General features: G+C 70.9%; 10 protein-coding genes. 2 read left to right on the top strand and 8 right to left on the bottom strand.

The features are described from left to right. Positions 1–146 precede the first annotated feature (146 nt). Positions 147–1,691, bottom strand: a complete 1,545-nt coding sequence (locus tag AB0D93_RS20600) for a DHA2 family efflux MFS transporter permease subunit (protein ID WP_362121218.1) — start codon at positions 1,689–1,691, stop codon at positions 147–149. 252 nt (positions 1,692–1,943) lie between these two features. On the opposite strand from AB0D93_RS20600, the gene AB0D93_RS20605 reads away from it, so the two are divergent. Continuing rightward, complete coding sequence (locus AB0D93_RS20605; RefSeq protein WP_362121219.1) at positions 1,944–2,504, top strand: TetR/AcrR family transcriptional regulator; 561 nt, start codon at positions 1,944–1,946, stop codon at positions 2,502–2,504. Positions 2,505–2,847: 343 nt separating this feature from the next. Here the strand turns inward: AB0D93_RS20605 and AB0D93_RS20610 are convergent, their stop codons facing one another. Further along, positions 2,848–4,032 (bottom strand): nucleotide disphospho-sugar-binding domain-containing protein, encoded by a 1,185-nt coding sequence (locus tag AB0D93_RS20610; protein WP_362121221.1) that lies wholly within the window; start codon positions 4,030–4,032, stop codon positions 2,848–2,850. A 61-nt stretch (positions 4,033–4,093) separates the two neighbouring features. Then, positions 4,094–4,504 (bottom strand): hypothetical protein, encoded by a 411-nt coding sequence (locus tag AB0D93_RS20615; RefSeq protein WP_362121222.1) that lies wholly within the window; start codon positions 4,502–4,504, stop codon positions 4,094–4,096. A gap of 190 nt (positions 4,505–4,694) precedes the next feature. Between AB0D93_RS20615 and AB0D93_RS20620 the strand changes: the two genes are divergently transcribed. After that, positions 4,695–5,504, top strand: coding sequence for a thioesterase domain-containing protein (locus AB0D93_RS20620; protein ID WP_362121224.1), 810 nt, complete (start codon positions 4,695–4,697; stop codon positions 5,502–5,504). Between the two features lie 85 nt (positions 5,505–5,589). On the opposite strand, the gene rfbA is transcribed toward AB0D93_RS20620, so the two are convergent. The 5 genes from rfbA to AB0D93_RS20645 form a co-directional block, all read right to left on the bottom strand. Beyond that, a complete protein-coding gene (gene rfbA, locus AB0D93_RS20625) occupies positions 5,590–6,465 on the bottom strand; it encodes a glucose-1-phosphate thymidylyltransferase RfbA (RefSeq protein WP_362121226.1) in 876 nt (291 codons plus the stop codon). Between the two features lie 67 nt (positions 6,466–6,532). Further along, the gene (rfbB, locus tag AB0D93_RS20630; protein ID WP_362121228.1) at positions 6,533–7,519 is read right to left on the bottom strand and encodes a dTDP-glucose 4,6-dehydratase; all 987 of its coding nucleotides are present in this window, start codon (positions 7,517–7,519) and stop codon (positions 6,533–6,535) included. A 113-nt stretch (positions 7,520–7,632) separates the two neighbouring features. Continuing rightward, a complete protein-coding gene (locus AB0D93_RS20635) occupies positions 7,633–8,334 on the bottom strand; it encodes an AfsR/SARP family transcriptional regulator (protein WP_362121229.1) in 702 nt (233 codons plus the stop codon). A gap of 847 nt (positions 8,335–9,181) precedes the next feature. After that, on the bottom strand, positions 9,182–9,754 hold the full coding sequence (locus AB0D93_RS20640; RefSeq protein WP_362121231.1) for a helix-turn-helix domain-containing protein: 573 nt from the start codon (positions 9,752–9,754) through the stop codon (positions 9,182–9,184). A gap of 422 nt (positions 9,755–10,176) precedes the next feature. Beyond that, positions 10,177–12,900, bottom strand: a complete 2,724-nt coding sequence (locus AB0D93_RS20645) for an AAA family ATPase (RefSeq protein WP_362121233.1) — start codon at positions 12,898–12,900, stop codon at positions 10,177–10,179. Positions 12,901–12,982: the final 82 nt, after the last annotated feature.

A 12,982-nucleotide genomic window follows, 5' to 3' on the forward strand; every position in this document is an offset into this window, starting at 1 on the left:
GGCCCGTGGGAAAAACTCCCGGGTCTTTCCGGGAAAAGCCGTTCTCCCAGGAAGGCTCACTGCGGCTCGGGGGATGGCGCCGCAGTGAGCTGCTCTGGGTGTTTTCCTTCTTCTTCCTGTTGTCGCGCCGCCGGTTGCGGCGGCGCCTAGTTGCTGCCGACCGCCTCGGGAACCGGTTCCGTCCCGGAGACCGCGGCGGCCTTGCCGTCCCCGCGGAAGAGGGCGACGGCGGCCAGCATGGTGAGGACCATGAGTCCCGCGGCGATCGCGAACCCGACCTGCAGGCCGCTGTTGAGCGACTCGAGGGCGGGGTGGCCCTCCTCGAGCAGGTGGTCGGTGCGCGTGGTGGCCAGCGTCGAGATGACCGCGAGGCCGACCGAACCGCCCACGAAACGCGTCATGTTGACCATCGCCGAGGCGACGCCGCTGCGCTCCTCGGGCACGCCGTTCAGCGCGGCCATGGTCATCGGGATGAACAGGATGCCGAAGCCGACGCTCAGCACGACCGACGGCAGGATGATGTCCGTCAGCAGGCTGCCGTGCTCGGAGATACGGGCGAACAGACCGAGCCCGGCGGCCGAGATGACCGCGCCGGCCGCGATGACCGCCCGCATCCCGAACTTCGCGACCAGCTTGGGGCCGACCGGAGCGGCGCACAGCAGCAGCACCGTCAGCGGGATGAAGCCGAGGCCGGTCTTGAGCGCCGAGAAGTGCAGGACCTGCTGCTGGTACAGCGTGGCCAGGTAGAACGTGGCGAACATGGCGCACCCGCACAGGGCGGACACCACGTTGGCACCGAGCACCGAGCGGTTGGCGAACAGGCTGAGCGGGACGAGCGGCTGGGACGCGATCCGGGCTTCATGGACCACGAAGTAGGCGAGGACCAGGGCGGCCCCGATCAGCAGGCTGACGGTGCGGCCGGAGCCCCAGGGGTGCTGGTCGACCTGGGCGATGGCGTAGCACAGCAGGCTGATGCCGCCGGTGCCGGTCACGGCGCCCACCAGGTCGAAGGTGCGGTCGGTGACGCGCCGCGCACGGTCGTCCGGGATGAAGCGCAGCGCCGCGATCACCATGAAGACGCCGATCGGGATGTTGATGTAGAACAGCCAGCGCCAGCTGGGGCCGCCGCCCAGCAGACCACCGAGGATGAGGCCGACGGAGCCGGCGACGCCGGTGATGCCGCCCCAGATGCCGAAGGCCTTGTCACGCGGTTTGCCCTCGGGGAACACCCCGTTGAGGATCGCCAGGGTCATCGGGGCGACGAAGGCACCGGCCAGGCCCTGGAGTCCGCGGGTGACGGTGAGGGTCGCGGCGTTCTGCGCGAGGCCGGAGCCCAGGGAGGCGAGGGTGAACGCGGAGACGCCCCAGAGGAACACCCGGCGGCGGCCCAGGAGGTCACCCACGCGCCCGCCGAGGAGGAGGAAGCCTCCGAAGAGGATCAGATAGGCGTTGACCACCCAGGCGAGGCTGGCCTGGGAGAAACCGAGGCCGCTTTTGATGGCGGGCAGTGCGACATTGACGACGGTGATGTCGATCGCGTCGAGAAACGCGGCCAGGCAGAGCACCGTGAGGGTGATCGTGTGTTTCCGGGTCCATTCGAAGTCCGAAGTCGACTCACCCGCGGCCTCGGGACCGGGGGTTTGCGTTTCGACGGAGGACAGTTCGACACTCCCGGCTTCGCTGAGTCCCAAGGTGGGCTCCTCACAAAGAGTTCCATCGACTGATGTACGACGAGTATGGGGAACTTACCGACCGATCGTCAAGTGAACTTCGGCGGTCCACGGCCGGCGTCGGGAAGCACGGCACCGCACGCGCGCCTCACGAACGTCGTTTCCGCTGCTCACACGCGCGGACACTGAAGAGATCCATGCGGTCCGCGATGTCCGGGCCCGGATCCCTGCCGAGCGCCCGTCAAGTAGACTGGGTGGCCGAAGGAGGACGTCGTGAACACGAACGGACGGGACAGCGGTGGCACCCGCGCGCGGATTCTCGAGATCGCCCGGGAACTGATGGCGAAGCAGGGGTACGCGGGCACCTCGATCGCGCACATCGCCAACCAGCTGGGCACCAGCAAGGCGGGGATCTACTACCACTTCAAGTCCAAGGAGGAGATCCTGGACGCCCTGCTGACCAAGCCCGTCCTGGCCTACGCCGACATCGCCGAGCGCGCGGCGCAGGGCGCCCCGCCCGAGGAACTCCTCGGCGCCATCATCGACCTCACCGCGGAGCTGAGGGAGTTCGCCGGTTTCCACAGCGACCCCTCGACCCTGCTCGCCCTCGGCGAGCGCACCCAGCAGTCCGACATCCTGAGCAAGCAGGCGCGGATCATCGCGGCGCTCGCCGGCCCGCGGCCCTCGCAGGCCGCCCGCATCCGCGCCCGCTCGGCCTTCGCCGTCGCCAGCGACGGCACCGCGGGCGCGGTGGCGGCGAGCGACAACGGCCTGACCAAGACGGAACGCGACGAACTGCTGGCCGCGGCCCTGCGCGCCCTCAAGCCCCGCTAGGGGCTGTCGTTCGGATCAGGTCGCAGGACAGCGCCGGGGCTGCTCGGCGCCGGTGAGCGTGCCAGGCCCCGCGTCCGCGGCGTGATCCAAACGACAGGCCCTGGGCCGGCCGAAGGCCCACGAGGTGCACCGCCCGGACCGGGTCCGGGCCGCCCCGAGGGTCCGCACACCGGCGAACTCCATCCGGCACACGACTCCGTCCAGAGCGTACGGACGTGGACCCGCGCGCACTCCGGGCCGCCACCGACCCACACACGACGGCACCACCACGGCACCCACCCGGGGCACCTTCCCGTCACGGGGTGGAACGTGCGTGCCGGCGAGCGGTTCCCGGAGGGTTCCGCTAGGGGACACGCACCGCCGCACCCTGCTCGACGGTGTCGAGGACTCCGTCGAGCAGGGCCGAGATCGTGGGCAGCGCCCGCATCTCCGCTGCTACGCGGGCCGCCGCCTCGCCGTAGGACGGATCGGCGAGCACCCGCTCCACGGCGGCCCGGATCCGCGGCACGTCGGCGGGCCCGATCTTGCCCACCCGGTCCTCGGACTCGATCCCGGTCTCGACCCGCAGGCCCACCCCCGACTCGTGCACCAGGCGCGCGTTGGCGGGCTGGTCCGCGAAGACGGGCACCACGACCGTGGCCAGACCCGCCGCCAGCGCGCCGAGGAGCGTGGCGGAACCGCCGTGGCAGACGACCACGGAGGCCTCCCCGAAGACGTCCGCCTGGGGCACCCACTCCTCGACGTGCACGTTCCGCGGGACATCGCCGAGCTGGGACACGTCCGTGCCGCGGCCCACGGTGAACAGCACCCGGGCCGGCAGATCCCGCACCGCCTCCAGGGCGGCCCGGAACACGTCACCGGCCAGGGGCAGTTGGCCCGTGACGCTACCGAACGTCAGGTACACCAGAGGCGCGTCGCTGCCGCCCCACCAGTCGGGCAGCATCCCTCGCCGGGGTTCGACACCGTCGCGGAAGCGGCGGGTGTCGGCGAACGACGAGGGGTCGAGCGAACCCGGGAACCGGGACAGGAACGGAACCGAATGGAGCCGCTCCACGATCGCCGGGTCATGACGGACGAGTTCCGGCGCGGCCCGGTCGAGCGAGGCGTTCTCGACCACCGCCTGGGAAATCCCGATCTGGACATGCGGAATTCCGTGCCGGGCGGCGGCGATTCCCGCGGCATAGGCCCGCGAGTCGTGCATCAGGACATCCGGCCGCCAGTCACGGCACGCCTCCTCCAGCGCCGGCAGCATCGCCTCGGCATAGTGCTTGCCGAGGACCTCCCGGTCGGCCACGATCTCGGCCTCGTCCGGCGGCAGGGTGACGAAACGCCGGTAGATCTCGCCCATCACCTCGTCCGAGGGCTTTTCGCAGATGCGGTACGGATAACCCCGCTTCTCCACCGTCTCCCGCAGGTCGGACGGCACGACGAGAAGCACCTCGTCCCCGCGTTCGAGCAGCGCGTCCACGAACAACGCCACCGGGTTGAAGTGACCCGCTCCGTCGATCGATGTGAACAGTACGCGCACGGCGTTCTCCCTCTCCTCTGCCGGCCTTCCGTGCGGCGACGGACGGCCGTGCGGTCGTCGGTCAGCCGAGGCTGATGCGCAGGTTGACCGTCATGGTGGAGACCGGGAGGATCAGCTGCCACTCGCGGACGCCGGTCAGGCCCAGGAACTTTCCGCCGGTCCCGACGGCGGGGAAGCGCACCGCCCCGCCGGCCAGCATCTCCTGGCGGTCGATGGTCCCGCTGGAGCGCAGGGTGCCCTCGGGCAGCTCGATGGCCTCCTCGTAGTGCGTCATGAGGTGGCCGTTCGGGGCGACATGGGTCGCGACGACCATGCCAACGGTGTGGCCGATGACGGCGCCGGTGGCGTCGTAGATCTCGTCGAAGTAGACGATCGAGTCACCGACCTCCTGGATCGGAAGCGGCTCGTTGCGGCCGATGTAGTTGTAGTGAACCGTTTTCTCGGTCACATTGTCGATCACGATGGCGCTCATGCCACTCCTTCACGCTGGCAGCCGAACCGCAGCGATCGGCGAACAGAAGAACAGGAACGGCCCGACGCTAGGCCGGCCCGCTAAAGCCGCTCTATTTCCGCCGTAAAAGCCGGCTCCCGGCAAGTCCGGCTTTAGAATCATTGAATTTCCGGCGCGCATGGTGGCCCAAAACTCTCTGGGAGGCACTCAAGTGCGCGAGTGGGAAGACCTCAGGCCGGGTCCCGGCCCGACGGCACCGTGGACCCCGTACCTCACGATCAGGCCGGCACCGTCCGATGGGCGACCGCGGCTGTTCTGCTTCCACCACGCCGGCGGCAGCGCGTCGGCCTTCACCGTGCTGCGCAACACCGTGGCCGCACACGTCGAGGTGCTGCCCGTCCAACTGCCCGGCCGGGAGAACCGGCTGCGGGACACCCGGCCCGGTTCCATGGCCGAGCTCGTGGCCGACCTCGACGAACACCTCGACCCCCATCTCACCGGTCCCTACGCCTTCTACGGCCACAGCATGGGCGCCCTGGTCGCCCACGACCTGATCGCCCGCAGGCAGGCCCGCGGTGCCCTGCCCCCCGTCCGGTTCATCGCCGGCGCCGCCCGGGCGCCCCATCTGTCCCCGGCGTTCGCCGCCGCCTGGGCCGAGGCCGACGACGAACTGGTCCAGAAGATCATCGCGATCGGCGGCATGTCCCCCGACCTCCTGCAGTACCCCGACTGGCTGCGGCCGGCTCTCGACCTGACCCGCGCGGACCTGCGCCTGTGCACGACCCGCGGCTCCGCCCCGGTCCCCGAACTGAGCTGCCCCGTCGACGTGTTCCACGGCGCAGCGGACCCGCTGGTCTCCGAGGCGGACGCCCTCGCGTGGACCGGGCGCAGCTCGGTGGACAGCACCCTGCACCGCTTCGACGGCGGGCACTTCTTCTTCCTCAAGGAGTCGCCCGCGCCCTTCGCGGCCCGGCTCACGACACTCCTGCACCGGGTGCGGGACCTCGTCCGCGAGCACTGACGCGGAACCGCCCGGTACGACGGCCGGGGCCGGCGGGTTCGATGCCCGCCGGCCCCGGCCGTCGTTTCGAGTGCACGATGAGGTCTCAGACCCCGGCCAGATCCTGCAGATAGGCGCCGTACCCCGAGGCGGAGGCATCCAGGATGCCCTTGCCCAGCACGGCCAGCTGCCCGGCGTCGATGAAGCCCATCCGGAACGCCACCTCTTCCACACAGGCCAGCCTGATGCCCTGGCGCTTGGCCAGGATCTGCACGAACAGGGACGCGTCCATCAGGCTGTCGTGCGTACCGGTGTCGAACCAGGCGCTGCCCCGGCCCAGATCGACCAGGCGCGCCCGGCCCTGCTCGACGAAGGCCCGGTTCAGATCGGTGATCTCCAGTTCCCCGCGCTCTGAGGGCTTCAGCTCCGCCGCCAGCTCCACCGCCTCGTTGTCGTAGAGGTAGAGGCCGGTGACGGCGAGGTTGGAACGCGGCCGGGCGGGCTTCTCCTCCAGCGAGGTGATCCGTCCGGCGTCGTCCACGGTCGCGACGCCGTACCGCTCGGGGTCCGAGACGGGATAGCCGAACAGGGTGCACCCGTCGAGCCGTTCCCGCTCCCGGCGCAGGATCTCCGTGAGCGCGTGGCCGTAGAAGATGTTGTCCCCCAGGATGAGGGCGACCTGCTCGTCACCGATGAAGTCGCGCCCCACGCGCAGCGCGTCGGCGAGGCCGCGCGGCCGGTCCTGCGGGGCGTAGCCGATGTCGATGCCCAACTGGCTGCCGTCCCCGAGCAGTTGACGGAAGTCGTCGAGGTACTCGGGGTTGCTGATGACCAGGATCTCGCGGATCCCGGCGAGCATGAGCACGGACAGGGGGTAGTAGACCATGGGCTTGTCGTAGACGGGGAGCAGCTGTTTGGAAGAGACGGCGGTGATGGGGCGCAGCCTGCTGCCCGTCCCTCCCGCCAGGATGATTCCGCGCATGTGGACACTCTCCTCGCTGATGGTGGATCTCGACTGGGCCGGCGGACGCGTCCGCCGGCGGTGGTGCTCAGCCGGCCGCGGCGTGCGCGCCGCGCAACGGCCGCCACCAGTCCGGATGGGCGCGGTACCACTCGACGGTGTCGGCGAGGCCCTGCCGGAAGGGGACCTGCGGTGCGTAGCCCAGGCCGCGCAGCTTGCCGTCGTCCAGGGAGTACCGGCGGTCGTGACCGGGCCGGTCCGCCACCTTGCGGATGCGCTCGGGGCCCGCTCCGCAGGCGTCCAGGAGCATCCTGGTCAGCTGGAAGTTCGTCAGCTCCTCCCCGCCTCCGATGTTGTACACCTCGCCGGGGCGCCCCTGTTCCAGGACGAGCTGGATGCCGCGGCAGTGGTCGTCGACGTGCAGCCAGTCCCGGACGTTGAGGCCGTCCCCGTAGAGCGGGACCGTGCCGCCTTCCAGCAGGCTGGTCACGAACAGCGGGATGACCTTCTCGGGATACTGGTACGGGCCGTAGTTGTTGCTGCACCGCGTGATGCTGACGTCGAGCCCGTGGGTCCGTGCGAAGGCCCGGACCAGCAGGTCACCGCCCGCCTTGGACGCGGCGTAGGGGGAGTTGGGCAGCAGCGGGCTCTCCTCGGTCCAGGAGCCTTCGTCGATGGATCCGTAGACCTCGTCCGTCGAGACGTGCACCACCCGGGGGACACGGGTGGCCCGGGCCGCCTCCAGCAGCGAGTGGGTGCCCTGGACATTGGTGCGTACGAAATCGACGGAGCCGTTGATGGAGCGGTCCACGTGGGTCTCCGCGGCGAAGTTGACCACCGCGTCGTGCCCGGACATCACCTCGGTCAGCAGACCCGTGTCACAGATGTCGCCCCGGACGAACTCCAGCCCGGGGAGCGTACGGACAGGGGCCAGGTTCTCCGGATTCCCGGCGTACGTCAGTTTGTCGAAGACGGTGACATGGACGTCCGGCATGCTCGGAAAGCCACCGGTGAGGAGTTTCCGCACGTAGTGCGAGCCGATGAAACCGGCTGCGCCGACGGCGAGAATGCGCATGGCAAGCCTCTCTTGGAACGTCCCGCGGTCCCCGGCGCGGCGCCGGGCCCACGGGCGGACATGATGATCGGCGCGGGCGGAGCCACGCGCCGGTCCGGAACCCGCGACCGTGCTCAGCTCGCCATGGACAGGTCCAGCTCGCGGTCGGAGGTGAGGATGGCCTGGTGCAGCCGCCGCAGGGACCGGCAGGGCTCCAGGCCGAGTTCGGAACGCAGCACCCGCTGGGCGGTGCGGTAGACCTGCAGGGCCTCCACCTGGCGTTCCGAGCGGTACAGCACGAGCATGAGCTGGCGGTAGAACGACTCGCGCAGCGGATGATCGGCGATCAGGCCGTACAGCAGCCCGACGACCTCACGGTGCCGGCCGAGCGCGGCGCGCGCCTCCACCGACTCCTCCAGGCAGTGCAGGCGCTCCTCCTCCACCCAGGTGGCGAAGGAACCCAGTACGGGTCCTTCGGCGAGGCCGTCCAGCACCTGGCCACGGACCAGTGACAGCGCCCGTTCGAACTCCTCCAGCGCGCCCTCGTACTCGGCGGCCTGCTGATGGGCGTGTCCCTTGCGTATCGCCTCCCGGAAGTCGTGGAGATCGAGGTCTCCGGGCTTGACGTTCAGGAGGTAACCGGCCGGCCGTGTCACGATCGCGCGTCCCTCGATGTCCCCCGCCGACACCAGGAACTTGCGCAGTTGTGAGACGTACACGTGCACGGCGGCGGCCGCGCGGCGGGGCGGCACGCCCGCCCACAGCTCGCTGATGAGTTGTTCCTTGTTGATGAAACGTCCGGCTCCGACCAGCAGGGTCGCGAGCATCATCTCCATCTTCGGGGCGCTGAGTGTGAATTTTCGGGAGCCGTCGGCAACGCGGAGCGGCCCCAGAATCTCAAATCGCATGCATACCTCACGAGGTCGGGCGACAAGGGCTGACTTCCCTCTCGATCGGGAACGCCTTCAGCCTCGCTGAAGGCGCCGGTTCACACATCGGAGAAACCGCCTACGTATGTCCGAGTGGCCGAGATCCGCCTACCGGTTTCCCGGGCTTCCCCGGTGCCCGGCACCGCCCTGCCCGCATATCGGACGTAACTCCGTCCCTCATGCCCTCCCGGCCGGCCGCACGCCCCGTGGCGGCGCATCACCGTGACGACGGTCACCGGTCCGAACGGGCCGATCGACAAGATCCAGCCGTGACCGATCACCGTTCACCTAGGTAATGAGCGCGGGCTCCGCGACGTAGGTAGATCGATTACCGCCATGGGAGGGGGGTTTTCCGACGAACCCCGGCCGCCCGGGACAGGCCGGAACAGGTCGGCACGGCCGGAAAAGGACCGCACGCCTCGCACCGACACGGGCTCCGTGATCGCACCGGCACCGGCCACAGCGGCAACCCGGCCCCAGGCAGGCAGATCGGCGGGACCCGGGCCAAGGCCGACGGCCACGGTCTGCGAAGTCCGCCCGGGGAACGCCCTCCCGGTGCCGGCCCGGGAGGGGGTGGCGCCCCTCGAGTCGGTTCCGGGTGCCGGGTGGTGCCAGGTGGTACGCCGGTCCGCGCACAGCGGAAGCTCCCCCCTGCCGACCGGATACGCGACCGGCGCCAGGCCGTACGGGACGCTGCCGATGCCGGAGTGCGGTTGGCTCCGGTGATGGTGTGAGAACGCGCGGGCCGCTGCGGTCAGGGGCGCGCCGGCACGGGGACCGGCTCCAGTGCCCGCAGGGCTGCGGCCAGGAGTTCCTCGCGGTCCGCCGCGGTCAGGCCGGAGGCGCTGGCCGCCTCGACCCCCGCGGTTCCGTCGCTGGCGACGCTGAAGGCCGAGCGGGCGCGGACGCGGGCGGCCTGCGAGGCGCCGGGGCCGGCGAGCGCGTCGATGATCCGCGCCTGCTTGCTCACGATGTCCGCCTGGCGGGTGTTCTCGCTCAGGGCATGGAGGGCGGACGGATCGTCGTGGAATCCGGCGAACGCCTTCAGCTCGAGCGTCAGGTCGATGATGGCACCGAGGAGTTCCTCGGGCGGGGCGCCCTGCGCCGCGCGCTCGGCGATGTCGGCGTAGGCCAGGACGGGCTTGGTCAGCAGGGCGTCCAGGATCTCCTCCTTGGACTTGAAGTGGTAGTAGATCCCCGCCTTGCTGGTGCCCAGCTGGTTGGCGATGTGCGCGATCGAGGTGCCCGCGTACCCCTGCTTCGCCATCAGTTCCCGGGCGATCTCGAGAATCCGCGCCTTCGTGCCGTTCCCGTCCCTCTCCCTCACAGTCCCTCCTCCTTTCCCTCAGCATACTTGACGATCGCTCGGTAGGTAGAGGGGCAGACAGCACGTGCCGCCCGCACAGCCGTCGCCGGTCCACCGACCGAAAGCGCCTTCTTCCAGGGCAGGTTGACGACGAAGATCCGGGAGCACGCGGCCCTCGTCGCCGGTCCGACAGATCCCTCCGCTTCCTCCCCACAGTCTTGACGATCGGTCGGTCCGAGGTGCAGAATCAAACGTGGGGTGACGAATCACCCCCTGTCGCATCGCGCGCGCCCGGGAGGTGGCGGGAATCGGTCGGCCAAGCACGACGGGAGCACACCCGGACGAAAGGGCGATGGCCCGTCCGGGGACGGGCCATCGCGTGCGCAGCGAGGGTGCGGCGCGGGACGCGCACGCATGCGGTCGGAGGCGGCGTGCGGAGCGGCTCAGTCCGTGAAGAACACCTTCCGGACGAGTTCGGCCCGGGTACGGACGCCGACCTTGCTGTAGATCCGGGCCAGATGGGCGTCGACCGTCCGCGGGCTCACTCCGAGCCTGGTGGCGATGTCCTTGGTCTTCAGCCCCTCCCCCGCCAGCCGCGCGACCTCCCGCTCACGCGTGGTCAGGGACACCAGTGGCGCCCCCTCGTCGTCGCGTACCGGCAGTCCGGCCGGCTCCTGTACGGCGGCTTCCCTGCCCGGACCGGCGCTCTCTCCCGTCCGGCCCCGGCCCTCCGTCCCGGCGGCCAGCGCGTTCGCCCGTGCCCTGGCCGGCCCGTCACCGCCCAGCACCTCCCAGGCCGCCTGGTAGTACGGCTCCGCCTCCGCGGCCTGCAGCGCATGCCCGCGGGCCAACAGCGCGTGCCCGCGCGACTCCCGCAGTCCGACCGCCGCCGCCACGTCCGCGGCGCGCGCCGCCCATCGCTCGGCGTTCGCCTGGTCCCCGAGGGCCCCCGCCCCCGCGGCGAGCAGTTCGTAGCCGCGGGCCTCGTGCACCCTCGCGGGCCCCGAGCGTCTCCATGCGGTCTCCCACGGCAGGAGGACGTCCAGTGCCCCGGCGCTGTCCCCGGCGGCGAGGACCGCCTCCGCACGCAGGATGGAGGTGACGGGCCCCCAGAAGTTCTCGTCGGCGGGGTCGTCGGCGCCCTCGGGCCTCGGCACGTGCTCCCCGGGCCGTGCGGACGCGGCGGCCATGAGCGCGTCCGCCGCGGCGGCGTAGTCCTGTCTCCCGATGCCCCGCGCCGCGGCGTGCGCCTGCTGCGCCGTGTCGAACGCGTCCGGCAGCCGGCCCGCCTGGTAGTGGACGTAGCTCAACAGCGTCAGCACCAGCGCCGACTGGTGCGTGTCACCGGTCTTGTGGAGCGCCGCCTGTGCCTCCTGGGCGTGCGTCTGGGCCGCGCCGTAATGCCCCACCAGTGCTTCGGCCCAGGCCATGGCGATCAGGAACTCGGCCAGCCCGATGGTGTCCGGGCTGGGGGCCGGGCAGCCGACCAGGGCCTGCGTACAGGCCGCGAGCAGCCGCCGCCCGGCCTCGATGTCACCGTCGAAGACCGCGCACAGCGCCCGGATGGCCTGGATGCCGAAGGCCTCGACGGGGCCGGCGTCACCGAGCCAGCGCGCGAGCCCCTCCACCTCGGAACGGTCGGGGACCACCCCCGCCAGGAGGTTGACCAACTGGCCGAAGACGTGGCTCACCGCGGCGGCCGCGGGATCGCTCTTGACGAGCCTCGCCTCCTGCGAGGCGATCAGGGCCCGTCCGCTGTCGACGTCGCCGAGCGATGCCTGGAGGCAGGCCATGGTGGCGGCCACGTTGACCCGGGTACCGCCGGAGTCCTCGTCGAACGCCGTGAGCAGTTCGGTGCCGACCGAGAGCACCCGCTCGCGGTCGCCCTTCGCCGCGATGGCCTGGAGCACTCCGCGCCACACCCCGGTACCGACCTGCGCACCGCCGGCGCCGCCGCCGAGGATGCGCTGCGAGCGCAGTGCCGCGACCAGCCAGCGGGCGGCGAGGTCCGGCTTGCCGGAGTGCAGGGCGGTGTCGGCGGCCGCGATCAGCGTCTGTACGGCGGCGACGTCCTCGGCCCCCGCCCCCTCGATGTGCGGGGCGAGTTCCATTGCGGACTCCCCCCGGGTGGTCAGGTGGGCGAAGGCACGGCGGTGCGCGTCACTGCGCCACCACGCGCCCGTACAGCCGTACAGGCAGTGCCTGACCAGCGGGTGCCGGAAGGACAGCATGCCGTTGTCCGTCAGCCGGACCACGTCGTGCCGGCGCAGTTCGCCCAGCGCCCGGGCAGCGGTCTCCAGGTCGATCTGGGCGACCGCCGCGACGATCGAGGCGTCGAACGTCTCGCCGAGCACCGACGCGGCATGCGCGACCAGTCGCGCGTCGCTGTCGAGCCGCGTCAGCTCGGTGAGCAGCCGGGCGCCGAGCGGGCCGTACGCCCACGCCTCCGAGTTGCCCGGCCGGGGCGCCTCGTTCTCGGCGAGGGCCACGACGTACAGCGGGTTGCCCTCGCCCTCCCGGTGCAGGCGCGCCAGTTCCGGGGAGGCCGGGTCCTCGTCCAGCATGACCGCGCACTGCCGGATGGTCAGGGGGTCGAGGTGGACGGTCGACGCGTAGCCCAGGTCGTGCCCCTCCTGAAGAGCCGCCCGGAGGGTGACCGGGCTCTGTCTCGGCCGGTACGCCACGGCGATCGCCAGCGGCTCCTCCAGCGGCCAACGGATCAGTATCTCAAGGAACTTGATCGACCAGGCGTCCGCCCACTGCACGTCGTCGAGCACCAGCAGACCGCCGGCCGGGGCCGAGGCCAGACACTCGGACAGCAGTCGGCGCTGTTCGAAGAAGAAGTCCCACGGCGGAATCTCCTCCGCCGATCCGATGCACTCGCCCAGGGCGCGCGTCAACGCCCGGGCCCTGCCGATCGCTTCGTCGTCCCGGTTCCCGTCGGGCGAGACCGTCCAGGCGTTGAGGGCCTGGAGGAAGGGGTGGAACGCCACATCACCCTCGGCGACGGAGCAGCGGGCCCGGAGCACCCAGACGCCACTGCGCCGGGCATCGCGCGCGACCGCGTCGAGCAACCGCGTCTTGCCGCTGCCGGGATCTCCCAATAACTCCACGACACCGTGTCCGCGTTCGATCGCGGATCGCACCAGCTGCGTCAGCCGGGCCAACTCCGCCGTTCTCACCGTCTGCCGTTCAGCCGAACCTGGTTTCCGCAGATCCGTCACAAACCCCCCCGTTTGTGGCCCACTA

Source organism: Streptomyces sp. NPDC048191, from assembly GCF_040652655.1.
Lineage (GTDB): Bacteria > Actinomycetota > Actinomycetes > Streptomycetales > Streptomycetaceae > Streptomyces.

Coding starts and splice junctions, on each gene's coding strand:
- AB0D93_RS20615 (WP_362121222.1), bottom strand. CDS start 4,504: ATGAGCGCCATCGTGATCGACAATGTGACCGAGAAAACGGTTCACTAC.
- rfbA (WP_362121226.1), bottom strand. CDS start 6,465: ATGCGCGGAATCATCCTGGCGGGAGGGACGGGCAGCAGGCTGCGCCCC.
- rfbB (WP_362121228.1), bottom strand. CDS start 7,519: ATGCGCATTCTCGCCGTCGGCGCAGCCGGTTTCATCGGCTCGCACTAC.
- AB0D93_RS20635 (WP_362121229.1), bottom strand. CDS start 8,334: ATGGAGATGATGCTCGCGACCCTGCTGGTCGGAGCCGGACGTTTCATC.